Source organism: Bacteroides sp. 224, assembly GCF_010500995.1.
Taxonomy (GTDB): domain Bacteria; phylum Bacteroidota; class Bacteroidia; order Bacteroidales; family Bacteroidaceae; genus Bacteroides.
In genome coordinates, this window is the sequence record NZ_QVMK01000029.1 from 1 (window position 1) to 26,927 (window position 26,927).

Consider the following 26,927-nt stretch of genomic DNA (forward strand, 5'->3'; position numbering starts at 1 on the left):
AGCCGTATACGAGGAGACTTGTACGTACGGTTCGGGGGCAGGCTCCCGGAAACCTACCGTCGCAAGGCGGCAAGGCGCCGGGTGCCGAGCCTACTATATTTGAGTATATAGGCAGTTCACTTCCGTTCCGCCGTTTGTGGATTAACTCACTTACCGACAGAGCAATCAAAGACGGTTTCCAAACCCTACGTCCCGGAAGTGATTACGATAACCTCTATGCTTCGGCGAAAGCCCGCAGTACCGCTGATTGGCTTGTCGGCATTAACGCAAGTCAGGCGCTTTCTATTTCGGCAGGTTATGGTGTCTGGTCGCTCGGCAGGGTACAGACCCCGACACTGGCGATTATTTGCAGCCGATACCTTGAAAACAAGGATTTCAAACCGCAAACCTATTTCCGCCTGAAACTCCATACGGCGAAAGATGCTGTGGCTTTTCCTGCCCTTTCGGTGGATAAATTCGTTACACGAAGCATTGCCGAAGAAATAACGGCACAGGTCAAAACTGCCGGAGCAGTTAAGGTTACAGGCGTGGAACGTAAGGAGGTCAAACAAGAACCACCGCTTTTGTACGACCTTACCACGCTTCAAAAGGAAGCCAATAGCAAACATGGGTTTTCGGCAGATAAAACCCTGACGATAGCGCAAGCATTGTACGAAGCGAAGAAAATATCGTACCCACGAACAGGCAGCCGTTATATCTCCGAAGACGTACTGGAGGAAATACCGCACCTGATCGCTACGCTTCGCTCGCATCCTCTTTTTGGTGCGTATATTGACAGCAGATTCGATACAACGCTCAATACCCGTTCGGTGGACGATACGAAAGTTACCGACCACCATGCGCTGATTATTACGGAAGATCCGGCTACCGGATTATCCAAAGATGAACAGCTTATCTACGATATGGTTGCCGGGCGTATGCTTGAAGCCTTCGGCGAACGTTGCATCAAAGAGAACACCACCGTTTCGCTTGACGCGGGCGGCGTACACTTCTCCTGCAAAGGGAGCGTTACGCTCGTCCCCGGTTGGAGGTCAGTGTTTAACTCTAAGGACGAGCCAAACGATGAGGACGATACGACAGTTTTACCCGCCCTCATTGAAGGCGATAGTCTATCTGTCCGCGATTGCGAAATTCAGGAGAAGCAGACCAAGCCCCGACCGCTTCACACGGAGAGTTCATTGCTGGCCGCGATGGAGAGCGCAGGTAAGGAAGTAGAGAACGAAGAAGAACGCGAAGCGATGAAAGACTGCGGTATCGGAACACCCGCTACCCGCGCGGCTATCATTGAAACCCTGTTTTCCCGCGAGTATATCACCCGTGAAAAGAAATCCCTTGTCCCGACAAACAAAGGGCTGGTAGTCTATCTGGCGGTGAAGGACAAAAAGATTGCGGACGTCGCCATGACAGGGCAGTGGGAACAAGCCCTGAATAAGATCGCATCGGGCGATATGGAGGCATCGACATTCCATAAAGCAATAGAGGTTTATGCTTCACAGATAACGTCCGAATTGCTTGATATGACCTTTGAGCGGCAGGATAACCGCCAGTCATGCCCTTGCCCGAAATGCAAGAGCGGGAATGTGGTTATCTACAATAAAGTCGCCAAGTGTCAGGATGAAAACTGCGGGCTTACCGTATGGCGTTCCATTGCTAAAAAGGAACTGACGGACGGGCAACTGACAGACCTTTTCATGAACGGCAAGACCGCCTTTATTAAAGGTTTCGTAAGCAGTAAGACCGGAAATACTTTCGAGGCAGCAATCAAATTTGATGCGGACTATAAAACAGTCTTTGAGTTCCCGCAAATTAAAGGAGGTAGCAAAAAACGACGTTCTAAGTAAAATCTTCATTATCTTTGCCACTGAAAGACTTTGTTTTACGATTCGGAATAGTCGTTTAACATTGATCTTTTAGTGGTGGGCATCCGGGGCAAGGCTTCGGATGCCTTTTTTTCGTCCATATCAAAGGCTCGCATTTATAAATAAAGCGACATCGTTTTCCCCCTATAAATCGGGTATTCCCAATCTTTTACTATTAACGGCTCTCTTTTCGTCAGGTTGATACGGCAGCCTCTTTTATCTTCTTTATCGGTTACGGCAGGCAACCACATTATATTAAATAAGAACCATCATCCATAGGCGTAAGCATTGAAAATCCGGCTTCTTTCATTTTCCACCTTAATGCATACGGCAACTGCCCCGGTGGGTTATTTTCTATCATGGCGCAAAGGTGTTTACGGAATCTTAACGGTCAGTAAAGTACAAGCCTTGCAGGTTCCCGGAAAAATCTCCACGCCGCATAAGTTCAGGGTAGTATTTTATCCGTGAATACTTGACAGCCCTAATTCCTACACCGGAAATGCACCTGAATAAAAAATCAACCCGGCAGATGCCGATTAAAAATTAAGGTTATGGAAAATATATCAGAAGCACGGATTTATGTAGGAACTTACGCTAAGTATAATGAAGGTTCAATTTTCGGTAAGTGGTTAGACCTTTCGGATTACTCCGATAAAGAAGAATTTTACGAGGCTTGCCGTGAACTGCACAAAGACGAGGAAGATCCGGAACTGATGTTTCAGGATTGGGAGTATATACCCTCCGGTCTAATAGGTGAAAGCTGGCTGTCCGATAACATATTTGAAATTATCGAAGCCATAGACGATATGGATGATACGAAAAAAGAGGCATTCGAGGTCTGGCTGAACCACGAAAGCTACGATCTTAGTTCCAAAGATATAAACGACCTGATTTCCTCTTTCGAGGATGACTTTCAGGGCGCATACAAGGATGAAGAAGATTATGCCTACGAAGTCGTTGAAGAATGCTACGACCTGCCGGAATTTGCGAAAACTTACTTCGACTATGAAAAGTTCGCCCGCGATTTGTTTATGACCGACTACTGGTTCGATGACGGTTATGTGTTCCGGCACTCATAAACTTACCGGAAACGGTTTTCAAGGCGGAGCAATCCGCCTTTTTTAGTGTCTGTCAGTCATAAATAACAAACCCCGCTCTATCTCACGACAAAACGGGGTCTTAACAATGGATAAATCAGAAAAACTAACCAGTTGGTTTTGGTTCAAGTTCTGTTTCGCTATTATTATCACCTTTGGAAAAATGGTCGCGGATAAATTTCTCTACATTTTTCTCTGTGTAAAATATCTTGTGATGGATAGTGATGTAGGTCAATTCACCCGCAGAACGATAACGCTGCAAAGTTCGCTTACTCACGTTCAGCAGTTGGCACAAGTCCTGATTATCCAGTAGCCGTTCGCCATTCAGTACGTTATGCCGTCCGCTCATTATATCCATAAACTTATCCAATCGGTCGAAACGCCCCATGAATTGCTCGAACCATTCTCGCATCCAATCTCTCAATCCTTCGTCTTCCTCACTCATGGCTTGCCTCCTTCTTGTTTATCGTTTTTACCACACGACCGGATAGCAACCGTTTGACTTCTGCCAGCGTATACCACGCTTTATTTCCCCTAATTGAATAGGTTATATTCCCATTACTGCGTAATCGCTGCATGGTGCGGCGGCTCACTTGCAATATGGTTGCGGCTTCTTGATCGCTTACCCAAACTTCCGAAGGATTGGGTTGCGGGGTTGCGTTCTCTTTCGCCTGCTTTTTCATTTCGGAATGAATACGTTCGATTTTTCGCACCAAACTTTTATAGGCTTCCGATTCTATGGTTATTACTTTCATGTTCCTAACTTATTGATTCGATGCAAAGGTCGGAAGTAATGAAATGTCGATTTCACAAGTTTACCCAAGTTGGGTACGAATTTTCTTCGATTTAACGGTAATATGCTATTGTATAAATAATTACTCTTTTTATTGTCATTTTTAGCCATCATTGCCAGTAAGACAATCAAGTGAAAAATAGTGTAAATACCCCTAAAAAGACAAACACCCAAGTTGGGTGAACTTGGATGTTTGATATATTTATGACGTGATCAATAAAACTTGGGAATATCTATACAGAATCAATTCTTGCTTGCTATTAGAAAATAATGATCTATCTTAACTCCCGTTGTATTCTCTATTTCATCAAAAGTCAACTTCATCGTTTATCTTGTTTATATGCTTTTTCCAGTATTAGTTCAACAACTAATTCCAAATCTTTGTGATACTTCGGAAGTTCCATTGCCAAAGCCTTCAAGAATAATAATTTTTCTAAAGAAATCGCAATATAGTTCTGCTCAACTACACCGTTTTCTTTCAGATAATCATAATCAAACGTGCATATTTGGTTCCACATTTCAAAACTATATTCGCATATTCCGATATCACCACACAGATCCTTGATGTTATTTGGATATTTATTCTTTAGTGCTTCATGGTCTTCACTATGTACTACAAAATCAATATCTAACCCGGATTTACGCAAGCCATAATATTCCATTGCTTTTCCGCCGATCAACAAAGGTTTATGTGTGAATTTATATCCCAAAATGTTTAAGTCTATTTCCATACTTAATCATATACAGTTTCTGCGTCTCGTTACTGTGGCTTTTGTTGTCATAACAACAGGTCTTTCAAGCTAATTATTTTGCAGCCTTTACTCTCGTAATAATGAAGCATCTCATCAATTTTCCTTTTGTCGTAACTCGTAATACAATCAGACAAGACATTAACCGTATAACCAGCCTTACTCATGTTATAGCAGGTTGATTTAACACAAGCAATAGCATCTGCTCCTGTTATGTAGAACTCATCTATTCCGTTTTTACGAATAAAGCCTGCGAACTCTTCACTGGTCAATGCATTTCCTTTGTATTTCGTGAAAATATTCTCCGATACTATTTTCATATCTGGAACTAATTCAGCCCCACGTGTATTTGGTTTGAAAGTCCTTGTACCGTCTGATAAATTTTCGTGCCTTATATAAACAACGTGAATACCATTACTGGTCGCCCAGTCGATGGCTGTATTTATATTGCCGATTACTTCCTTGTAATTCTTTGTTATATCATTTTGAATATCTATTACTACCAATGCTTTACTCATTTTCTTATGTTTTGCGTCCTTATTGGGCGGTTTATACTTAGTTCATCCATTTCTTTTCAGGCACAAAGATATTGGTTTTATTCGACAGAAGCCTTTATCTCTGTTCCTGATTTCTCTGATATTGCCTATTTACATATTAGAAAATTTCTTTTGCATAGCTTCGTTTACCTTATAAAGGGAACAATGCTTTTACTAAGGGCATCATGAAGCCAGTTTTCGTTTAACTGTCCCATGTTATCAGGCAACCTATCATACTGAAAGAATCTAAGTTCTTCCGTTTCTTCATTTGAAAAGTTTGACTGAATCTTTTCTGTCAACTTGGCTTCAAAATAAGACGTGATATACTGTACATTTCTTTCAGGATAGTAATAGGCTTGAGATTTTGGGCTTGAATAAATTCCAATAAGACGCTTGATAATAGCATCACAAGCAGTTTCTTCTTTAATTTCTCTTATTACGGTATTCTCAATCGTTTCTCCGTATTCTACGTGTCCGCTGATAATACACCACTTACCGGTATCTCTTCTTTTCTGCAAAAGAATTTCTCCTTTTTCATTGAAAATAATTACAGCAATAGCTGGTAATATGTAACTGCTTTTCTGCATATTTCCTATCTATTAAAAAAAACGTAATCGTGTTCCATCAATAGTTGTAATTGTGCAAACCTTACTTCCCCAAGCTGTTTTTTAGCATTACCATATCTTTCATTTGAACGCCATTTTCATAGATTGGAGTGTCATAAATATCCGTAAAGTAATTCCTCTTTATGTCATATTTAACAAATCCGTTCTTTTCATAAAAACGTATTTGTTTTATCCCGCAATCAGCTGTTCCGACAATAACTTCTTTATAACCTTGCTCTTCGGCAATCCTAAATGATTCTGCTAACAACTGACTGCCGATTCCCGTGCCTTGATATTGTTCTGAAACAGCTATGTTCATTATTTCTATTGTGTCAACATTTATAGGGTACATGCAAAATGCACCAATAGAAGTATCACTATCAGACAGTTTAGCGACATATACATTTGAGTTGAAAAGATATTTGTTAATTCCTTCTATTGTTTCGTCCGCCAATAGAAGCAGGTCATAAGGATAGTTCTCTGTTACTTTGCTTATTTTTAGATTCATACCTCGTTTTTTTTTGTTTTAAAAGTGCTGAAATAGACTTTATGGCTTTTTATATACCATTTGTACAACTCCATTTTTATAACTCTCACTACTTTGCAATTCCCAACACGATTCTTTCGGATTATCGGGGAACAAGGAGATTCCGCTTCCGAGAATAACAGGAATAACGGTTATTATCATTTCATCAACCATATTCTCATTAAGCAGCATGGCTGTTATTTTACCGCCACCGACAAGCCAAATGTCTTTTCCGTTTTCATTGCGGAGATTGGATATATTCTCAATCACATTTTCTGTGATAAAGTGGATATTTTCTTTTGCTCCCAGCGGATTGCGGGTTATTACATACGTTTCCTTATCCTTGTACGGCCAAGTAACATCCATGTTATGAATGTCCCTATATGTCCGTCCACCCATGACAACCGTATCAATGGATTTGTAGAAATCATCATATCCGTAATTTGTTTCCGAGTTAATGGGATATTTCATTAACCAATCTAAATCGCCATCGCTCCGGGCAATGTACCCGTCGATGGAAGTTGCTATGTATAATTTTATTTTCTTCATGATTTTAATGTTCTGCTATATTATAAAAAAGAAGTGTGGAGCTTGCATTGATCCGACATAGAGGTACTGGTATACCCGAAGAACGAAACAAACAAGTCCACACTATACTTTCGTATAGCATGAACATTGCACATTTCGCCTCGTTCTTCAAAAAATTACCAGTTTTCTATGCCGAGACGTTCAGTGAACGTTATGTTATATACTTATGAAGTATCTGATATACTTCTATGTTTCTTTATTTTACGCATACAAAGATAATATATTTAATCGGTTCATCTGCTATCAGCCTCATCCATTCTGCGGTTCAACGCTTTGATCAAGCGGCTCAGGTATTCCGTCCGATTAGTTTTACGACTTCTGATTTCTAAAAAGATGTGGTAAATGTCACTCAAATCGACTTTGAATATTCGTCCGAAAATGGTTGCCAATGCTTTTATTTCTATCATTCCCGCATTGATGCTCTTTTCTTCATGTATACCATAAATAATCTCTCCGAGTGCCGTTTTCTTGTCCGTCCATTTTGCCAAAGGTAGTTCATCATCTATTTGATAGCCGTTTTCTTCCTGATATTTCAATTTCGACAACTCGCAATTCAGATAAGCCGCCAACATATCATTGGCAAGTAATTTAGCGACCTTAAAATCGAAGTTGGTAGAAAATTTGGGGTCTCGTTCGAAATAGAAGCTTTCCAGATTCAAATCTATTTCGTGGCGACCTCTTAAAAAATAAACTTCGTCAAAACAGTTCTGTCCTGAACGGTAATACTGAATAAATTCAGTATTCTTATTACAGAAATCGTTTATTTGGTTATGCTCTTTTTCCAAATATGTTCTTATGGTAGTATAGTTTGAAACAGGGCGATTGACCTCAAGGTAATATATCTTACGAAGATATATCAACTTACTGAACGCTTTGGGCTTGGTTTCTTTGAAGAATGTTATTTCCTCCTGTCGGGTTGGAAACTCGTACTCCGAAACCGTTGCTTTCAGTTCTTCAAAAGTATTTTCCATCGTCAATATCATGGACGGAGTGTTTTGAACTATATCATACAATTCCAATTCTCCTACTTGAATTGAAGCACTCAACTCGCTGACTATTTTTTCTATTTTATCTTTCATAAGAGTATCTGAATAATGAAAGTTGTCTAAATCATTAGAATCTTAAACCTATCTTAAAAGAAATAGAATGATGACTTAGCTTCTCCTCAAACTCTTTCAGGAAGAAGCTATCAGTATGTTTTTTCAGCCGTTCTAATTCCTGTAACTCATAACCGACAGCCAGTTGCAGTTTCATTTTGTTTTTTAGTGGGTATTGAATCCCGATAGAGGGATTCATGAAATATCCGCCGTTGGCATTATCGGACGGGGCAAAAGAATATCCGGTAGCACATTCGGCATAAGGCGTAAACTTTCTTTCCCTGCCGATTTGAAACCTTACACTTCCATACACAGGGATAAGCGTTTTCTCATAAAATGATAAGCCCGTTCCTACTCCGGCAGACCATCTATCGGTCAGCTTGTAATACCCCAAGACCTGCCATGTGAAAGGAGTGGAGGACGGTGTACTCATGGATAATCCCGTTCCGATAGTCGTTGCGAAAGATATTTTACTTTCGCCATTGGTTTGCGCTTTCACGCTACTAACTGCAATACACAGAAGTATAATAAAGATAAATCGTTTCATATCATTGAATATTAATGGTTATTTCTTTTGCGATGTTTAATGCGGATGTCAAAGAAGATGTGTCAGAATAAATATTCCCATTGCTTCCGTCAGGACTACTATGCCCAATGATTGTTGCCGAATATTGCTTCTTATTGGAATCAAGGTCTATTTCTGCCGAATAAACTACGGCGGGTTGTCCGCTCCCTTCTTTACCGCCTGAATAATTTACATCCCCTTCTTTTGCGTTTTTGGGGTAATTATCGTTCCAGTCCGTAGAATGGTTCAGCTCTATTTTCACAACGAATTGTTTCAAATCACCAATAGGACGCATTTTTACATCAAAACTTCCATGTGGTGTTGCACCGGAGATACCGTCAACCAAAGGTTCTGATTTTGTCGGTAAGTATAACCCGTCCGAATACTGAACCCCACGAGCGTAACACCATACCGGCAATGATTCTTTCCGTCTGTTACCCCCATTGGATTGCCATGATTCAGTCGCTATTTTATGGGTAGCATAGATTGTAGTCATATAATTACCACTCATATCTTCAACCCATATTGCAATTTGGGGTGGATTCTTCTTGTTTATTCCCAAGAGAGCCGGAAAATCATGTAACCACTCATCACCTTTCTTTACGAAGACTTTAATATCTCCTTGATCGTAGCTTATTAAATCTTTGTCACACGAGGTCAGCATTCCCAATGCTGTAATGCCCGCTACTACTAAAATTTTTGCTTTCATTTCTCTTTTGTTTTATGTTATTAAAAATGTATCCAATCGGTCACATTGCAGGTAAAAAAATGTCACATATATGCTTTTATTCCTTTGGACTTTATTATGCTGTAATTATCCAGTTCATCTAAATAAATGATATAGTATTCCAATGTGCTGTCTACTTGCAGTAGTTCATTCAGTTTTTCCGATTCGACAGCCATGATTGCCGTAGCATAAGCATCAGCGGTAATACAATCAGGGGCAATAACTGTCGCGCTTAAAATGCGGTTATCTACCGGACACCCCGTCGCCGGATTAATCGCATGTCCATATCGCTTTCCATTTCTCATGCGATAATTATTGTAGTTTCCAGAAGTGGCAAGAGCCATTCTGCCTTTCATGCGAATAATTGTTTCAAATTCGGTAGGTTTATCCGCTCCCAAACATTTGGGCGGTTTGATAATTCCGACAGACCAATCTATACCCGCTTTGTTTTTACCTTTTGTCACAATCTCGCCGCCAATATCAACCATATAGTCACTCACGCCTTTGCTGTCGAGGTAGCTGGCAATGATATCACATGAAAATCCGTCCCCAATAGCGGAGAAGTTTAGTTGAATACGGGAATCCTTCTTTACAACAAATCCATCTTTAAACACAATCTTATCATAACCGACATATTCTTTTATTTCATTAATTAAACTATCGGAAGGCTCTTTTGATTTTTCAAAACCAAATCCCCACAAGTTGATTAATGGCGAACAAGTCGGATCGAATGCTCCTTTTGTCTTCTCTGCAAGCTCTATCGAGCGAGTAAATGCTTCTATAAAAATTTCGTCAAGAGCAATTTCTTCATTATTGTTCACTTTAGATATAGTCGATTGCGGATCGAATGGGTTGAGCGATTCATAGAAAACATCATAGATAAACCGGATACCCTCACTCAAATCATGAGGGTGGTTATAAGTTACCCTGTAATAAGTATGCTTTTGACCTGACAATACATGGTATTGGCTTTTTTCATCGCATCCAGCAGAACCATATAATAAGAAAGGGAACATAGCTTAATGAGTTTATTGATTAATATAAACAGTAATGCCCTTAATAATATCCAAAGCTGTAGTTAGTTGGGAGGTATCAGAATATACTTTCCCGTCGGAACCATCAGGACTACTATGACCAATAAGTTCGCCTTTGAATTCTCTCTGTTTGTTATTCAAATCTACCATTACCTGATAAACGATTGCAGGTTGACCGCTTCCCATTTTACCACCGGAATAATTAGAATCTCCTTCTTTGGCATCTTTTGGATAGAACTTATTAAAATCGACCGAATGATTAAACTCACATTTTATCACAAAGAGTTTTATGTCTTCATCCATTTGAATATTTGTCGTAAAACTACCTTTAGGAGTTGCACCTGTTACTGCATCGGGCAATGGTTCATCTTTAGTTGGGAGATAAAGCCCATCGGCATATTGTTTGCCTTGTGCGTAACTCCAACAGGGAAGAGATTCTTTGCGCCTGTTCCCTCCGGCTGCTGTCCATGATTGTTTAGCCAGCTTTTCACTGACATAGATTGTGGAAAGAAAATTTCCGTCTAAATCTTCTATCCACATTGCAATTTGCGGAGCATTTTTCTTTTTTATGAACCAAAACAAAGGAAAGTCATGCAACCATTCACTGCCTTGTTCTACCGAAACTTTGATATTACCACTACCAAATTCCAGAGCTTGATTGCTTTGTCCACTGCAACCCAATGTTGCTAATGCTAAAGTCATGCTTAAAATTCTTTTTTTCATTACAAATTACTTTATCATAATATCTATAAGCATATCAATCCCTTTAGCTATCTGCTCCCAGCCTTTGTCGCTTTGAATATCAATGCCGTTATACATTTGGCAGTTGTCCTCAAACATGGCTAAATAGGCTATTCCTGCGTCCATAAGGGCGGATATGGCTTGCAGTTTTTCTTTGTCTATTTTAGCAAAGCCGGACATTGCGTCCATGAATCGTACTCCGTTTTTTTCGCGTTGAGCGCGGATTTCCACCACAAAATCTTTATCTGTGGACAGTTCCCACCTTCTTAATCGTTTCAGGGCAATACTTCTTCTATATTCGGCTATTTCCCGACGATAAAATTCTTTCAGATATGCTTTAATATCAGAGGTGTTAGGCTTCGCATCATAAGCATTTACCCAGAAATCATGCTTTTTCATGTAAGCATAAATAAGACCGTCTAACGATTCGAAATACCGATAGATAAGATTCTTGGAAAACCCTGCTTTTTTTGCAACCTGATTAATTCCGAGGTTTTCAAAACCAATTTCCTCTATTAATTCTCCGACAGCATTAATCAATTTTTCTTCGGACTGTTGCCGATCCCTTTCTTTTACCATATCATACATTTATTATTTGTGACCATCCGGGCACAAAGATATGTAACTATTCGGTCACAACAAAATTTTTATTTGACTTTTTTTCTGATGATAAAAAGTGAGTCGATAATAAAGTGCTTTCTATTACCGATAAACTATGATTTGTAAGGAGAATTATTGTGGGGGAAATAAAAGAATATATTCCTCAATAGTAGGAGATAATATATTATAAGAATATTGGCAATATAGGGATAATTGCGTATCTTTGTATCTATTAAGTCGCTCTTAATATATTGTTGAAAACGAAGCTAATCAGCGAATAATGATAGCTGGTTTCTAAATCGTTACCTATCTGCAAATTCGACTTTGCAATGCGTTGAAATACACATGATTGAAGGATTTTATATGTCTTGCAAGATGAAATGTTAAATCTTTGTCAATACCGCAAACAGCTCCGATTTCTTTGAGATATTCATTCACTTTTTGATTGCTTGGAACAGGGAGAACTTTCTTATTGGGCATCGTCCCTTTATACTTCTCAATAATTTGCTTTGGAATGTCGAGTAATGGAATATTGTAGCTTGTACCTGTCTTTTCACGTTTCCCCATTATCCACAAATTATTATCAAATGAAATGCGGATATTACTTTCATCCAATCCTTTTACGTCTATATAGGAAAGTCCGGTATAACAGCTAAAAATAAAGATATCTCTTACTCGCTCCAAACGTTCAGAAGAGAATTGTTTCTTCATGATTTCGTCTATTTGTTCTTGCATTAAATAGCCTCTATCGACTTTCTTAAACTTTATTTTATAGTTGGCAAAAGGATCAATGTGAATCCAACCGTTATTTTTGGCGAAAAGAATAATAGTGCGGAATCGCTGTAAGAATTTAGCAGTAGTATTTTCCTTACATTTGCAGCTTGTCATTAGGTACACTTCAAAATTTCTCAAAAAGGAGTGATTTACCTCTTTCAAAGAAATATCAGCAACATTATAATACTCTTTAATAAAATTAGCCATGTGCCTACGGGCTACGTCATATTTTTGAAGTGTACCTTTTGCCCTGCTTATACCAACCAATTTAGCGATATCATCAACATGCCGTTGGAATAATTCGAGTACGGTTTGGTTTTTAATTTCAAGACCAAGAAAGATATTTTTAACCCGATCAGGATTAACATTGTTCTCTTTGGTGAGTAAATCATGGTAAACGTTGTATAAGCCTGTTTTAATTGTTTCCAGAAAGGTATTTATCTCGACAGCTTCTTTTGTTCTGCCCAGAGCCATTGACGACTTTACATCCCATGATTTAGGATGCACATTTAATTTGGTACTGAAACGGCTTATTTGTCCGTCGATTGTAATCCGGCACATGATAGGAACACTGCCATCGGATTTTTGCTTGTCTCTTTTCAAAAAGAAAAGAACTTTAAATGTACTTTTCATAAACTCATTTTTTAATGTTACAAAATTAAAGTAAACTATCTGTTAATGAGTTTTATGCAGACTGCCAATTCCCGACAACACACTGCCAATTTTGGACAATTCGTACCCCTTTTTCTTTGATTTCTCGTACCCCCTGTGTCCCTTTTTGGTTTGGGGTATGAAATGGGACACACTAAATGTCTTTTTTTGGCTTTATTTTGGCTTTTTCCTAAGACAACATAAATAAAAAAAGTCCCTCATATTCACTGAATATGAAGGACTTGTCTCTTTTTTGGCGCCTATTGACTTAGGCTTTCCGCGGTACGGACGGGACTCGAACCCGCGACCCCCTGCGTGACAGGCAGGTATTCTAACCAACTGAACTACCGAACCAAAATTTGCTTTTAAAGCAATCTCTCTCGATTGCGGATGCAAAGGTATGCTTTTTTTTGAATTATGCAAAAGAATAAATGCTTTTTTAGAGAAATAATATCATCATCTTCTGTAAAAGTATCTATTCTTTGTTGTGAATGCTATGAAATAACGAATATGAGCTAACAGATTAATGAGTTTTTTAATATATCTCTCGATGAGTGTTTTTGCTTGAAATGAGTATTTAAATCTTTCTATCTGCAATCTTATGCGCTTTTATTTTAAACTTCTTGTTCTTGAATGATGTATTTTGGCAATAATTAGCTATTTTTGCGAACTAAGAATAAATTATCAACAAATCAACGATATAACTCATATATATTATGAATACAGCAAAGTTGTTATTGCACTGTCCTGATAAACCCGGGATTCTTGCCGAAGTAACAGACTTTATTACAGTGAATAAAGGAAATATCGTCTACCTTGATCAGTATGTAGATCATGTGGAAAATATGTTTTTTATGCGTATTGAGTGGGAGTTGGATCGCTTCCTGATTCCCAAAGAGAAAATAGAAGATTACTTCGAAACACTTTACGCACAAAAATATGAGATGAACTTTCGGCTGTATTTTTCTGATGTGAAACCTCGTATGGCTATCTTTGTTTCTAAAATGTCTCACTGTTTGTATGATATGTTGGCACGTTATACTGCCGGAGAGTGGAATGTGGAAATTCCACTGATTATCAGTAATCATCCGGACATGAAACATGTGGCCGATCGCTTTAATATTCCTTTCTATGTATTTCCAATCACTAAGGAGAATAAGGAAGAGCAAGAGCAAAAAGAAATGGAATTATTGAAAGAACATCGTATTAGTTTCATTGTACTTGCGCGTTATATGCAGATTATCTCCGAGAAAATGATTGAGAGCTATCCCAATAGAATTATCAATATACATCATTCTTTCCTACCGGCTTTTGTGGGTGCCAAGCCCTATCACGCAGCTTATGAAAGAGGGGTGAAGATTATTGGTGCAACCAGCCATTATGTAACAACAGAACTGGATGCCGGCCCAATCCTTGAGCAGGATGTAGTGCGTATTACACATAAAGATACCATTACCGATTTGGTGAATAAAGGAAAAGACTTGGAGAAAATTGTACTTTCCAGAGCCGTACAAAAGCATATCGAACGCAAAGTATTGGCCTATAAAAATAAGACAGTTATATTTAATTAGATGAAAATAGCTATTGTTAAATACAATGCCGGCAATATTCGCTCTGTTGATTACGCTTTAAAGCGTTTGGGGGTTGATGCTGTTATTACAGGAGATAAAGAAGAGTTATTATCTGCCGATAAAGTAATCTTTCCGGGAGTAGGAGAGGCCGGAACAACCATGAAGCATTTAAAGCAGACCGGGTTGGATAAGCTCATAAAAGAACTTCGTCAGCCGGTATTGGGCATTTGTTTAGGCATGCAGTTAATGTGTCGTTCTTTGGAAGAAGGAGGGGGAGTGGAAGGATTAGGCATCTTTGATACCGATGTGAAGCTTTTTATACCCAAACGCCACAAAGATAAAGTGCCTCATATAGGCTGGAATACAATAGATAATTTGAAAAGCTCCATGTTCAACGGATTCAGTGGAAATGAATTTGTTTATTTTGTACATAGTTTCTATGTGCCGGTGAACGATTATACTGCTGCGCAAACAAACTACATTCTTCCATTTAGTGCGGCATTGCATAAAGATAACTTTTATGCTACGCAGTTTCATCCGGAGAAGAGTGGTTCGGTGGGTAGTAAGATTCTGCAAAACTTCTTAGAACTCTAATCCCTTCTCCTAAAAACTATAAACTCAAAACTATAAACTCAAAATGATAGAACTAATTCCAGCCATTGATATTATCGACGGAAAATGTGTACGCCTCTCTCAAGGAGATTATGCTTCCAAGAAGGTTTATAATGAAGACCCGGTGGAAGTAGCTAAAGAGTTTGAAGCAAATGGTATTTGTCGTTTACATGTAGTTGACCTTGATGGGGCAGCTTCTCATCATATCGTAAATTATCGAACACTGGAGCAGATAGCCTCTCGTACCTCTTTGATAATTGATTTCGGGGGCGGAATAAAGAGTGATGAAGATTTGGTGCTCGCTTTTGATAATGGTGCCGAAATGGTTACAGTGGGTAGTTTAGCAGTAAAAAGTCCAGCGCTCTTTCAGAAATGGTTGGAGCATTATGGTAGCGGAAAAATTGTTTTAGGAGCTGATGTAAAGAATAAAATGATTGCCGTAAATGGATGGAAGGATGAAACGGCTCAGGAACTTTTCCCATTTCTGGGAGATTATATTCATAAAGGAGTGGAAAAAGTGATTTGTACAGATATCAGCAGAGATGGTATGTTGGAAGGACCTTCTATTGAATTGTATAAAGAAATTCTTGAAGAATACTCCAATCTTTATTTAATAGCAAGCGGAGGCGTAAGTTGTATGGCCGATATAATAGCTTTGGATAAAGCAGGAGTCCCCGGAGTAATCTTTGGAAAGGCGCTTTATGAAGGACATATTACCATGAAAGAATTATATGATTACCTATAGTCAGGAAACATATAGGATATTTATGGCAGTTCTAATCGTAAAAAGTAAACCATTAAAAAGTAAATAGAATTGTGTTAGCAAAAAGAATAATCTCCTGTTTAGATATAAAAGACGGGCAAACTGTAAAAGGAACAAATTTTGTAAACTTGCGTCAGGCAGGCGATCCTGTGGAGTTGAGCAAAGCCTATAGCGAACAAGGCGTTGATGAATTGGTTTTTCTGGATATCACTGCCAGTCACGAAGGGCGCAAAACCTTTACGGAGCTTGTTACTCGTATTGCTGCCAATATAAACATTCCATTTACTGTGGGAGGGGGTATAAATGAGTTAAGTGATGTAGATCGTTTGCTAAATGCAGGAGCCGATAAGGTATCAATAAATTCTTCGGCCATCCGGAATCCCCAACTGATTGATGAAATAGCTAAGCACTTTGGTTCTCAGGTTTGTGTATTGGCTGTAGATGCTAAGCAGACAGAGGAAGGATGGAAATGTTATCTTAACGGGGGGCGTTTGGAAACAGGCAAGGAATTGTTTGCTTGGACCTCCGAAGCTCAGGAGCGTGGAGCCGGCGAAATATTGTTTACCAGTATGAATCATGATGGGGTTAAAACCGGTTATGCCAATGAGGCGTTGGCCGAATTACATAATCGTTTGTCAATACCTGTCATAGCTTCCGGAGGAGCAGGAAAACCAGAACATTTCCGCGATGTGTTTACGCTCGGAAAAGCGGATGCGGCACTGGCTGCCAGCGTTTTTCATTTTGGAGAAATAAAAATTCCGGATTTAAAATCGTATCTTTGCGCAGAAGGTATAAGTATAAGATTATAATCCCTTTAAAACATAAATATAGAAATGGATTTGGACTTTAATAAGATGAACGGACTTGTTCCGGCAATTATACAGGATGATAATACTTCTAAAGTATTGATGTTGGGCTACATGAATAAAGAAGCATTCGACAAAACTGTGGAAACCGGCAAAGTAACGTTTTTTAGTCGTACAAAGAACCGTTTGTGGACAAAAGGAGAGGAGAGTGGAAACTTCCTTCAGGTAGTATCTATCAAAGAAGATTGTGACAAAGATACGTTGCTTATTAAAGTAAATCCGGTGGGTCCGGTTTGTCATACAGGAACAGATACCTGTTGGGGCGAAAAGAATGAAGAAGATATTCTATTCCTGAAGCATTTGCAGGAATTTATAAATAAACGCAAGGCGGAAATGCCGGAGAAATCATATACAACAAGCCTTTTCGAATCCGGAATCAATCGTATGGCTCAGAAAGTAGGAGAAGAAGCTGTAGAAATGATTATCGAAGCAACGAACGGAACTGATGAACGTATGATCTATGAAGGGTCTGATATGATTTATCATCTCATTGTAATGCTTACATCCAAAGGATATCGCATTGAAGATTTAGTAAAAGAGTTAATGGTGAGACATAGTGATTCATGGAAGAAACACTGATTCGATATAAGAATGTAGAGATACATCAGCAGGAACACTGCGTATTGGAGAATGTAAATCTCCAATTAGGCAGAGGTGAGTTTATCTATCTGATAGGTAAGGTTGGAACAGGAAAGTCCAGTCTGCTGAAAACGATTTATGCCGAACTGGATATAGCTTCCGGAGAAGCAGAGGTTTTAAATTTTAACCTGAAGAAGCTTAAACGGAAACATATCCCTCAACTCAGACGTAAGTTAGGAGTAATATTCCAGGATTTTCAGCTGCTGACAGACCGTACAGTTTATGACAATCTGATGTTTGTACTTAAAGCTACCGGCTGGAAGAATAAGAAATTGATGCAAGAACGCATAGAGTCAGTTCTTTTAGAAGTTGGTATGCAAAATAAAGGGTATAAAATGCCTAATGAACTTTCCGGAGGAGAACAGCAACGCATTGTGATAGCACGTGCCATATTGAACTCTCCCGAAATTGTTTTAGCCGATGAACCTACCGGCAATCTGGATGTGGAAACAGGAAGATCCATAGCAGGTTTGCTGCATTCCATTTGTTTATCCGGTTCATCAGTAATCATGTCTACTCATAATTTGCAGTTATTGAAAGAATTCCCGGGGAAAGTATATCGATGCGAAGGACACCGGATTTCGGATGTAACGGATGAATTTACCGAAAAAGGAAAATTAATAGATAATATTTTAACACAGTAACGAAAATGAAAGTTTTAAAGTTTGGAGGAACTTCGGTTGGATCTGCTCAGAGAATGAAAGAAGTTGCCAAATTAATTACCGATGGTGAAAGAAAAATAGTAGTCCTTTCAGCAATGTCGGGGACAACAAATTCTTTGGTTGAAATTTCGGATTACCTGTATAAAAAGAATCCGGATGGTGCCAATGAGGTCATCAACAGACTGGAAGCTAAATACAGAGTCCATGTAGATGAGCTTTATACAACAGATGAGTATAAACAAAAAGGCCTTGAAATTATAAAATCTCATTTCGATTATATTCGTTCCTTCACAAAGGATCTTTTTACACTGTTCGAAGAAAAAGTAGTGTTGGCACAAGGCGAACTTATCTCTACTGCTATGGTGAACAACTACTTGTTGGAGTCTGGCGTGAAATCGGTATTGCTTCCTGCCTTGGAGTTTATGCGTACTGATAAAAACTCGGAACCGGATCCTATCTATATCAAAGATAAATTGCAGGTGCAACTGGAAATTAATCCGGATGCAGAAATATATATCACACAAGGATTTATATGCCGCAATGCGTATGGCGAGATAGATAACCTGCAACGTGGAGGCAGTGATTATACAGCCTCTTTGATTGGTGCCGCAGTGAATGCTTCCGAAATACAGATTTGGACTGACATTGACGGTATGCATAATAACGATCCGCGTATTGTGGATAAAACAGCACCTGTCCGTCAGTTGCATTTTGAAGAAGCAGCAGAGCTTGCCTATTTCGGCGCGAAGATTCTGCATCCTACTTGTATTCAGCCAGCTAAATACGCTAATATTCCTGTACGTTTATTAAATACAATAGAGCCAACTGCTCCGGGAACATTAATTTCTAACGATACCGAAAAAGGAAAGATTAAAGCAGTAGCCGCAAAAGATAATATCATGGCTATTAAGATTAAATCAAGTCGCATGTTGCTGGCTCACGGTTTCCTTCGTAAAGTATTTGAGATCTTTGAAAGTTACCAAACTTCTATTGATATGGTTTGTACTTCCGAAGTAGGAGTTTCTGTTTCCATAGATAACCCTCGTCATTTAAATGAAATTGTAGATGATCTGAAAAAATACGGTACAGTTACAGTAGACACAGACATGTGTATTGTATGTGTAGTAGGTGATTTGGAATGGGAAAATGTAGGCTTCGAAGCAAAAGCGTTGGATGCCATGAGAGATGTTCCGGTTCGTATGATTTCTTATGGAGGAAGTAATTATAATATCTCTTTCCTGATTCGCGAATCTGATAAGAAAATTGCACTTCAATCTTTGAGTGACGTTTTGTTCAATAGCTAACTATAATAATTGAAAAAGAATATGAAAGGAGCGTTTCCTGTAGAAAAGTTCAAGGATGTAAGAACACCTTTTTATTACTATGATACAAAGGTGCTGCGCGAAACTTTGAATACAGTAAATAAAGAAGCCGCAAAGTATGAAAAATTCAGTGTTCATTATGCGGTGAAAGCAAATGCTAACCATAAGGTCTTATCAATTATCAGAGAAAGCGGTCTTGGAGCCGATTGTGTGAGTGGTGGTGAAATACGTGCTGCCGTTAAAGCCGGAATTCCTGCCAATAAAATTGTTTTTGCAGGAGTAGGCAAAGCCGACTGGGAAATTAATTTAGGTTTGGAATATGGCATCTTCTGTTTCAATGTAGAGTCTATACCTGAACTTGAAATCATTAATGAACTTGCAGGCGTACAAGGAAAAGTGGCTAATGTGGCTTTCCGTATTAATCCGAATGTCGGTGCTCATACACATGCAAACATTACTACCGGACTGGCTGAAAATAAATTCGGTATCAGTATGGGAGATATGGATAAGGTGATAGATGTAGCCCTTACGATGTCGAACATTAAGTTTGTCGGATTGCATTTCCATATTGGTTCCCAAATATTAGATATGAGCGATTTTGTGGCTTTATGTAATCGTGTGAATGAACTTCAGGAAAAGTTATTTGCCCGTCAGATTATAGTAGAACATATCAATGTAGGAGGTGGATTAGGTATTGACTATAAACATCCTAACCGTCAATCTATTCCGGACTTTGCTGCATATTTTGCTACGTATGCCCAGCACTTGAAGCTTCGCCCTCGACAGACGGTGCATTTTGAATTGGGAAGAGCCATTGTAGGTCAGTGCGGAAGCTTAATTAGTCGTGTACTTTATGTGAAGCAAGGAACCAACAAGCAATTTGCTGTGTTGGATGCCGGTATGACGGATCTTATTCGTCCGGCATTGTATCAGGCCTTTCATAAAATAGAAAATATATCTTCGGAAGAACCTGTAGAGGCTTATGATGTGGTAGGACCTATTTGCGAATCTTCCGATGTATTCGGAAAAGCCATTGACCTGAATAAAGTAAAACGTGGAGATCTAATTGCTCTTCGTTCTGCCGGTGCTTATGGTGAGATTATGGCAAGTACTTATAACTGTCGCGAATTACCTCAAGGTTATACTTCGGAAGAATTTATTTAGATTTTCTCTAAAATAAGTTGAACACAGAGACACAAAGACGCAGAGAATAATTAAAACTCCGCTTCTTTGTGTCTCTGTGTTTATACTTCAGTATTATTAGGCTCGATAATGAATCGTAATCTTTATCTAAGTTTGTTCGGTGTTTTGTGAACAAAGGATCTTGTGATTTGTTAATCTACATATAACACTTAAAAAGAAAAAGATTATGATCTCAAAAAAACTACAAGATGCGATTAATATGCAAATTAATGCAGAGATGTGGTCTGCAAACCTTTATTTGTCAATGTCATATTATTTAGCAAAAGAAGGATACACCGGGTTCGCGTCATGGATGAAAAAGCAATCTCAAGAAGAAATGGAACATGCTTATAAATTGGCCGATTACCTGATTGACCGTGAAGGCACTGTGAAACTTGATAAGCTGGATGTTGTTCCAACCGGTTGGGGAACTCCCCTCGAAGCTTTCGAACATACCTTTGAGCATGAGAAAAGAGTCTCTGAAATGATTAATAAACTTGTAGAAATGGCAGAAAATGAGAAAGACTATGCCACACAAGACTTTTTATCCTGGTTTGTAAATGAGCAAGTAGAAGAAGAAGCTACAGCACGCAGCATTGTTAAGAGAATAAAAATTGCAGGTGATGCAGGGCTTTATTTTGTGAATAATGAGCTTGGTGCAAGATAAAAACAATGTACTGTATTAAAGGCAGTATTAAATAATGAAGGGATCTATTCGGATCCCTTTCATCGTTTGTATCTAACTGTATTATTGCTCAATTAATTCTTCATTAATATATAAATTCTTGAAAGTGAGATCTTTCACTTTTCCATCTATTCTGTTTGTGCCTTTTTTGACGTTATTAAAATGGCAATCTTCCACACTTACATTATAAACGCTTTCAGAATCATCCAAGCCGATAATAAGTACTCCAAGATCACTTTTCTCGCAGGTAACATTTTTGAGATGCACATTTCTTACAGTAGGGGTGAAGCCCCGTTTGCAATTCTCGCGATTCTCATATTGCAGATTGATCCTTAATACAGCTTCGCGACATTGTCCAACAGTAACATTGCGTACAAATACATTTTCTATTAATCCTCCACGGCAAGTACTTGTTTTGATGCGGATAACGCGATCAAGTAAAGGACTGTCCATTTGGCAATTCTCGACAAATAAATTGCGATACCCCCCTGAAATCTCACTTCCGATTACTACACCGCCATGTCCATTTTTCATTTGACAGTTGCGTACAATAATATTTTCGCTTGGGATATTCCATTTACGACCATCTGCATTCCTGCCCGATTTAATAGCAATACAATCATCACCTGTATCAAAAATGCAGTTCTCTATAAGGACATTTTTACATGATTCAGGATCGCATCCGTCTCCGTTAGGTCCTCTATTGAAGATATTCACTCCACGTACAATTAAGCTCTCGCAAAATAGAGGATGGATTACCCAGAACGGAGAGTTTAAGAGGGTCACATCTTCAATTAAAACAGTATGGCAAGAGTATAGATTGATTAATTGTGGACGGAGGCCATCTTCGGGTGTCATTATTCTCTTATAGATGGGGGCAAAGGTTTCTGCATACATTAAAAGCTTTTCACGTCCACCATTTCTTTGTGCTGTCATTCCCTCTTTCCAACCATATTTGGCAGCGCCACACATAGGCCACCATGTTTCCTTAGAGCCTTGCCCATCAATAGTTCCCTTTCCTGTGATGGCAATATTGGTTTCTCCATAAGCATATATTAAAGGGCGGGCATTGTAACAGTCGACCCCTTCCCAACGAGTGACAACGGCCGGGAAATATAAATTCTGATTAGTGTCGAACTTTAAGGTAGCTCCTTCTTCTACATGGAGGTTCACATTGCTCTTCAGTGTGATAGGACCTGTATAAAAAGTGCCTTTAGGTACAAGCACTGTACCCCCTCCATTCTGATTACAAGTGATGATTGCAAGATTAATGGCTTCATGACATGGCTCAGTAGGATTATCTGGAGTAGCGCCAAAGTCGATGATATTGTATACCTTTTTAGGAAAGGATGTTCTTTTGATTTGCTTTTCGATTTTAGCGCTTTCTTTGAATGCTTTATCAATAGGATTAGCCCAGGAGATGATACAGAATAATAATAGGAGTAATGTTACAGATGTTTTCTTCATGATATTCTAAATTTGATATTAGTAATTACAAAAATACAGTTGATAATTGATAACAATATGTATATTTTGACAGAATGAGTGTTATAATTGGTTTTTCCATCCCTATATTGGTGTCTTCCTGTTTCTTTCATATAATCTTATCTAAGGTTTCATTTGTTCAAAGAAAAAGAAACTGCTGTATGATTCTGTCTTTAGCCGATCAAAGAGTAGATGACACCCGGGTGTCATGGTATACGACACCCCCATGTCGTAGTATGCGATACCCGGGTGTCGTCGAATTAAGCATTCGATGAAAATATATTTTTATTGGATAGTGTGAGAAGACGCTAAGGGAATAGTCAAATAAAATAAGGTGAGAAGTGATTTCCTAAATAGAAAAGTGAGGTAAAGTTAGGCGTTTACTTCACCTATCTTTACCTCACCTTATTTACTTTAAGTTATCTAAACTTAATCTTTAGAACATCTCCTTCACTTGTTTATATACATTTTCAGCAGTAAAGCCAAGTTTCTCGTCAAGTACTTTGTAAGGAGCCGAGAAACCAAATGATTCCAATCCGAATACTTTGCCATGACATCCTACCAGTCCTTGTAAGTTTACAGGCAATCCGGCGGTTAAACCAAATACCTTGGCGTTGGAAGGAATAACAGATTCCTGATATTCTTTGCTCTGGCTACGGAATAAACCTTCGGAAGGTGCCGAAACAATACGTACTTTCAAACCATCTTTGCGTAGTAATTCTGCTCCTGCCACCAAGGTAGATACTTCGGAACCTGATGCTACCAGAATTACATCCGGGTTTTCATCTGCTCCGGCTACAATGTAAGCGCCTTTTTCAGCTTGAGTATAATCTGTTCCTTCCGGAAGCTTGGTTATATCCTGACGCGAGAAAATCAATCCGGTAGGTGTAGAAATATTTTCCATGGCCATTTTCCATGCCTGAGTGGTTTCGTCTGCATCAGCCGGACGAAGTACCAACATTGAATTATGTCCTTTGTGGTTTTTGAGTTTTTCCATCAAACGGATTTGAGCTTCCTGTTCTACCGGTTCGTGAGTCGGACCGTCTTCGCCTACGCGGAAGGCATCATGCGTCCAGATAAACTTAACGGGCAATTCCATCAATGCTGCCATACGTACAGCAGGTTTCATATAATCGGAGAACACAAAGAAGGTACCACATGCAGAAATAACACCACCATGAAGAGCCATACCAATGCAAACGCATGCCATGGTTAGTTCAGAAACTCCTGCCTGGAAGAAAGCACCGCTGAAATCTCCTTTGGTGAAAGCGTGTGTCTTTTTCAGGAATCCATCTGTTTTATCAGAGTTGGAAAGGTCGGCCGAAGCCACAATCATATTTTCTACTTGGGTAGCCAGTGCACCTAATACGGTAGCCGATGCATTACGGGTAGCTGCTCCCGGTTTTTGCTCAATAGCAGCCCAATCTACCTGAGGAGCTTTGCCACTAAAGAATGCTTCTAATTTGGTGGCTAATTCAGCATTTGATTTTGCCCACGTTTCTTTTTCGGCATACTTATCAGCAACAATGTATTTCAGCTCTTCGGCACGTGCGGCATATAGTTCTGCCACTTCCGGGAAAATAACGAAAGGATTTTCTGGATCGCCCTGTAAGTTCTTGATGGAGTTTTTATAAGCATCGCCTCCTAATGGTGCGCCGTGTGTTTCGCAACATGCTTCGTAGCTTGTTCCATCGGCTTTGCGGGCACCCTTACCCATTACGGTTTTACCGATAATAAGTGTAGGACGTTCTGTTTCTTTTTTAGCTTCGTTCAATGCATCGCGGATAGATTGTGCATCGTTACCATCGATGTTGATAACATGCCATCCCCATGCTTTGTATTTCATTTCAACATCCTCGTTGGTAACAGCGCTGGTAGCTGTTGACAGTTGAATGTCGTTTGAATCATAGAACATAACAAGATTATCAAGTCCTAATGTTCCGGCTATACGGCCCGATCCTTGAGAGATTTCCTCTTGTATACCACCATCGGAAATATAAGCATAGATGGTTTGGCTCATTACATTGCCAAAACGTGCTTTCAGGAATTTAGCAGCAATAGCGGCACCTACAGCAAAGGTATGACCTTGTCCGAGTGGACCGGAGGTGTTTTCAACCCCTCGCATAATGTCTACTTCGGGATGTCCCGGAGTAGGGCTTCCCCATTGACGGAACTGCGATAGTTCATCTAATGTGTACTTGCCTGTTAATGCAAGTGCAGAGTATAACATGGGCGACATGTGTCCCGGATCAAGGAAGAAGCGGTCGCGTCCTTCCCAACGTGGGTTTTGAGGATCGTATATTAAAAACTCGGAGAATAGTACATTGATGAAATCCGCACCTCCCATAGCACCTCCCGGGTGGCCGGACTTTGCCTTTTCAACCATTGAGGCGGCAAGGATACGGATGTTGTCGGCCGCACGGTTCATAAGCTTGATGTCATTCATAATTCAAATATTAATTTAATTTCTTGCAAAGATAATTATTTAGTAGTTAGTTTAACTCCAGCGTAACAATAGATTTTGCCGGCATTTTCACCGTCAGCGTTCCTTTATTGAATTTAGCTCCTTTAAACTCTTTCACGTTTACAACATTGGGAGACTCGAAAGTGTTGTGGTCGGTGATATTTTTTGAAGTTAAAATCTGTCCACTTACATTTTTCGCTTTCACATTGGGCAGATTGATAGAGATCTCCTGACTATTATCCAGATCAATATTAGAAAGAGAAATGTGTATCTTTCCTTCTTTATCTTTAGAAGCAGTAGCACTAATCATGGGCACAGTGCGGTTGTCGCGTACTTTCATTTCATCGCATGTAATATCCAGAGGAATATAAGTAGCATCCTGATGAACTTTATACATATTGAACACATGATAGGTAGGAGTCAACACCATTCCTTTGTCATTGGTCAGAATCATAGATTGAAGTACATTCACAATCTGAGCGATGTTAGCCATAGTTAAGCGTTCTGTGTATTTGTGGAAAATATCGAATGAAAGAGAAGCCACAAAGGCATCGCGCAAAGCATTTTGCTGATACAGGTGTCCACGAATAGTTCCCGGTTCTTCATCCCACCAGGTACCCCATTCATCTAATAAGAGGTTTACTCTTTTCTTAGGATCATGTTTATCCATGATGGCGATGTGTTTTTTAAGCACATCTTCCACTTCACGACATTTACCCATAGCCCAATAGTAATCTTCATCAGTGAAGTTGATGGCCGATCCTTTACTGCCGCTCCAGCCGGTTACAGTATAATAATGTAGTGAAAGCCCGTGCATGCGTCCACCCACTCGATTCATTAATACTTCTGTCCAGTTGTAATCATAATCGCTGGCACCACTGGCAATTTTATAAAGACGGTTACTATCGTAATTGCGGCAATAAGTGGAATAGCGGCGATAAAGATCTGCATAATATTCAGGGCGCATGCTTCCACCACATCCCCAGCTTTCGTTGCCTACTCCCAGGTATTTTACTTTCCATGCTTTATCACGACCGTTTGTACGACGAAGGTTAGCCATAGGCGAGTCTCCATCCGAAGTCATATATTCTACCCATTTGGCAAGTTCTTCTACGGTTCCGCTACCTATATTTCCGCTGATGTAAGGTTCGCAGTTAAGCAATTCGCACAGATTTAAGAATTCGTGAGTTCCGAAGCTGTTATCTTCAATGGTTCCTCCCCAGTTATTGTTTACCATTTTAGGACGGTTTTCTTTGGGACCGATACCATCCATCCAATGATATTCATCGGCAAAACATCCTCCCGGCCAGCGTAATACAGGGATTTTTAAATCCTTCAATGCGTTTAGTACATCTGTACGATAGCCGTTGGTATTAGGGATAGGGGAGTTTTCGCCTACCCATAATCCGCCATAGATGCAAGTACCTAAATGTTCGGCAAACTGTCCGTAGATTTCCTTTGGGATAATTTGTTTTCCTTCATCTACCTTTACGGTGATTGATGCACTTTTTTGTGCAAAGATAGACATGGAAGCTACTAATGCTGTACCAAGTAAAATTTGTCTTTTCATCATTTGTTTATTGTTTAATGGTTTTAGCCTTGGATGACGCGGATTGTGCGGATTTAAAACACGGATTTTAATTTATAAGTAGGTATTCAAAATTAATTCATAATATGAGAAAGTCCCCCTCCGCCCTTTGGGCACCTCCCCCTTGCAGGGGAGGAGTCGATGCC

General features: G+C 39.4%; 28 protein-coding genes and 1 tRNA gene. 11 read left to right on the forward strand and 18 right to left on the reverse strand.

Going from position 1 to position 26,927, the window contains the following annotated elements; genetic code table 11:
* Positions 1-1,841, forward strand: a 1,841-nt coding sequence (locus D0T60_RS12890) for a type IA DNA topoisomerase (RefSeq protein ID WP_239059562.1), incomplete at its 5' end; no start/stop codon positions are given.
* A gap of 569 nt (positions 1,842-2,410) precedes the next feature.
* Complete coding sequence (locus D0T60_RS12895) at positions 2,411-2,938, forward strand: antirestriction protein ArdA (protein ID WP_163218522.1); 528 nt, start codon at positions 2,411-2,413, stop codon at positions 2,936-2,938.
* Between the two features lie 124 nt (positions 2,939-3,062).
* Here D0T60_RS12895 and D0T60_RS12900 read toward each other — a convergent pair whose 3' ends face one another.
* The 15 genes from D0T60_RS12900 to D0T60_RS12970 form a co-directional block, all read right to left on the reverse strand.
* Positions 3,063-3,401, reverse strand: a complete 339-nt coding sequence (locus D0T60_RS12900; RefSeq protein ID WP_163218523.1) for a helix-turn-helix domain-containing protein — start codon at positions 3,399-3,401, stop codon at positions 3,063-3,065.
* Entirely contained in the window at positions 3,394-3,711 is a 318-nt protein-coding gene (locus D0T60_RS12905) for a helix-turn-helix domain-containing protein (protein WP_239059563.1), read from the reverse strand. The genes D0T60_RS12900 and D0T60_RS12905 overlap by 8 nt, the downstream gene beginning before the upstream one ends.
* A 358-nt stretch (positions 3,712-4,069) precedes the next feature.
* Positions 4,070-4,480: a hypothetical protein gene (locus D0T60_RS12910; protein WP_163218524.1), complete on the reverse strand. Its 411-nt coding sequence runs from the start codon at positions 4,478-4,480 to the stop codon at positions 4,070-4,072.
* A gap of 47 nt (positions 4,481-4,527) precedes the next feature.
* Positions 4,528-5,016 carry a cysteine hydrolase family protein gene (locus tag D0T60_RS12915; protein ID WP_163218525.1) on the reverse strand — a complete coding sequence of 163 codons (489 nt, stop codon included), beginning with the start codon at positions 5,014-5,016 and terminating at the stop codon, positions 4,528-4,530.
* 164 nt (positions 5,017-5,180) lie between these two features.
* On the reverse strand, positions 5,181-5,621 hold the full coding sequence (locus D0T60_RS12920; RefSeq protein ID WP_163218526.1) for an NUDIX domain-containing protein: 441 nt from the start codon (positions 5,619-5,621) through the stop codon (positions 5,181-5,183).
* A gap of 61 nt (positions 5,622-5,682) precedes the next feature.
* Positions 5,683-6,147 (reverse strand): N-acetyltransferase, encoded by a 465-nt coding sequence (locus tag D0T60_RS12925; protein WP_163218527.1) that lies wholly within the window; start codon positions 6,145-6,147, stop codon positions 5,683-5,685.
* Positions 6,148-6,186: 39 nt separating this feature from the next.
* Complete coding sequence (locus D0T60_RS12930) at positions 6,187-6,714, reverse strand: dihydrofolate reductase family protein (protein ID WP_163218528.1); 528 nt, start codon at positions 6,712-6,714, stop codon at positions 6,187-6,189.
* 272 nt (positions 6,715-6,986) lie between these two features.
* Positions 6,987-7,832 carry an RteC domain-containing protein gene (locus D0T60_RS12935; RefSeq protein WP_163218529.1) on the reverse strand — a complete coding sequence of 282 codons (846 nt, stop codon included), beginning with the start codon at positions 7,830-7,832 and terminating at the stop codon, positions 6,987-6,989.
* Positions 7,833-7,866: 34 nt separating this feature from the next.
* Complete coding sequence (locus D0T60_RS12940; RefSeq protein WP_163218530.1) at positions 7,867-8,397, reverse strand: hypothetical protein; 531 nt, start codon at positions 8,395-8,397, stop codon at positions 7,867-7,869.
* A gap of 1 nt (position 8,398) precedes the next feature.
* Positions 8,399-9,124 (reverse strand): hypothetical protein, encoded by a 726-nt coding sequence (locus tag D0T60_RS12945; RefSeq protein ID WP_163218531.1) that lies wholly within the window; start codon positions 9,122-9,124, stop codon positions 8,399-8,401.
* A 62-nt stretch (positions 9,125-9,186) separates the two neighbouring features.
* A complete protein-coding gene (locus tag D0T60_RS12950; RefSeq protein WP_163218532.1) occupies positions 9,187-10,158 on the reverse strand; it encodes an FAD:protein FMN transferase in 972 nt (323 codons plus the stop codon).
* A gap of 12 nt (positions 10,159-10,170) precedes the next feature.
* The gene (locus D0T60_RS12955) at positions 10,171-10,899 is read right to left on the reverse strand and encodes a hypothetical protein (protein WP_370524510.1); all 729 of its coding nucleotides are present in this window, start codon (positions 10,897-10,899) and stop codon (positions 10,171-10,173) included.
* A 6-nt stretch (positions 10,900-10,905) separates the two neighbouring features.
* Positions 10,906-11,496 (reverse strand): TetR/AcrR family transcriptional regulator, encoded by a 591-nt coding sequence (locus D0T60_RS12960; protein ID WP_163218533.1) that lies wholly within the window; start codon positions 11,494-11,496, stop codon positions 10,906-10,908.
* Between the two features lie 327 nt (positions 11,497-11,823).
* A complete protein-coding gene (locus tag D0T60_RS12965; RefSeq protein WP_163218534.1) occupies positions 11,824-12,924 on the reverse strand; it encodes a site-specific integrase in 1,101 nt (366 codons plus the stop codon).
* Positions 12,925-13,222: 298 nt separating this feature from the next.
* Positions 13,223-13,296, reverse strand: a tRNA-Asp gene (locus D0T60_RS12970).
* Positions 13,297-13,658: 362 nt separating this feature from the next.
* Between D0T60_RS12970 and purU the strand changes: the two genes are divergently transcribed.
* The 9 genes from purU to D0T60_RS13015 all read left to right on the forward strand — a co-directional run bounded on the left by purU (position 13,659) and on the right by D0T60_RS13015 (position 21,226).
* The gene (gene purU, locus D0T60_RS12975; protein WP_203558339.1) at positions 13,659-14,513 is read left to right on the forward strand and encodes a formyltetrahydrofolate deformylase; all 855 of its coding nucleotides are present in this window, start codon (positions 13,659-13,661) and stop codon (positions 14,511-14,513) included.
* Positions 14,514-15,107: an imidazole glycerol phosphate synthase subunit HisH gene (gene hisH, locus D0T60_RS12980; RefSeq protein ID WP_163218535.1), complete on the forward strand. Its 594-nt coding sequence runs from the start codon at positions 14,514-14,516 to the stop codon at positions 15,105-15,107.
* 43 nt (positions 15,108-15,150) lie between these two features.
* Positions 15,151-15,870 carry a 1-(5-phosphoribosyl)-5-[(5-phosphoribosylamino)methylideneamino]imidazole-4-carboxamide isomerase gene (gene hisA / locus D0T60_RS12985; protein ID WP_163218536.1) on the forward strand — a complete coding sequence of 240 codons (720 nt, stop codon included), beginning with the start codon at positions 15,151-15,153 and terminating at the stop codon, positions 15,868-15,870.
* Between the two features lie 71 nt (positions 15,871-15,941).
* Entirely contained in the window at positions 15,942-16,697 is a 756-nt protein-coding gene (gene hisF, locus D0T60_RS12990; RefSeq protein ID WP_163218537.1) for an imidazole glycerol phosphate synthase subunit HisF, read from the forward strand.
* A 24-nt stretch (positions 16,698-16,721) separates the two neighbouring features.
* Positions 16,722-17,333 carry a bifunctional phosphoribosyl-AMP cyclohydrolase/phosphoribosyl-ATP diphosphatase HisIE gene (gene hisIE / locus D0T60_RS12995; RefSeq protein ID WP_163218538.1) on the forward strand — a complete coding sequence of 204 codons (612 nt, stop codon included), beginning with the start codon at positions 16,722-16,724 and terminating at the stop codon, positions 17,331-17,333.
* Complete coding sequence (locus D0T60_RS13000; RefSeq protein WP_163218539.1) at positions 17,318-18,037, forward strand: cell division ATP-binding protein FtsE; 720 nt, start codon at positions 17,318-17,320, stop codon at positions 18,035-18,037. The genes hisIE and D0T60_RS13000 overlap by 16 nt, the downstream gene beginning before the upstream one ends.
* Positions 18,038-18,042: 5 nt before the next feature.
* Positions 18,043-19,359, forward strand: a complete 1,317-nt coding sequence (locus tag D0T60_RS13005) for an aspartate kinase (protein ID WP_163218540.1) — start codon at positions 18,043-18,045, stop codon at positions 19,357-19,359.
* A 21-nt stretch (positions 19,360-19,380) separates the two neighbouring features.
* Complete coding sequence (gene lysA / locus D0T60_RS13010) at positions 19,381-20,541, forward strand: diaminopimelate decarboxylase (protein WP_163218541.1); 1,161 nt, start codon at positions 19,381-19,383, stop codon at positions 20,539-20,541.
* A 205-nt stretch (positions 20,542-20,746) separates the two neighbouring features.
* Complete coding sequence (locus D0T60_RS13015; RefSeq protein ID WP_163218542.1) at positions 20,747-21,226, forward strand: ferritin; 480 nt, start codon at positions 20,747-20,749, stop codon at positions 21,224-21,226.
* An 81-nt stretch (positions 21,227-21,307) separates the two neighbouring features.
* On the opposite strand, the gene D0T60_RS13020 is transcribed toward D0T60_RS13015, so the two are convergent.
* The 3 genes from D0T60_RS13020 to D0T60_RS13030 all read right to left on the reverse strand — a co-directional run bounded on the left by D0T60_RS13020 (position 21,308) and on the right by D0T60_RS13030 (position 26,763).
* Entirely contained in the window at positions 21,308-22,711 is a 1,404-nt protein-coding gene (locus tag D0T60_RS13020; RefSeq protein WP_163218543.1) for a glycoside hydrolase family 28 protein, read from the reverse strand.
* Between the two features lie 454 nt (positions 22,712-23,165).
* Entirely contained in the window at positions 23,166-25,175 is a 2,010-nt protein-coding gene (locus D0T60_RS13025) for a transketolase (RefSeq protein WP_163218544.1), read from the reverse strand.
* Positions 25,176-25,221: 46 nt separating this feature from the next.
* A complete protein-coding gene (locus D0T60_RS13030) occupies positions 25,222-26,763 on the reverse strand; it encodes an alpha-N-arabinofuranosidase (protein ID WP_163218575.1) in 1,542 nt (513 codons plus the stop codon).
* Between the last annotated feature and the right edge of the window lie 164 nt (positions 26,764-26,927).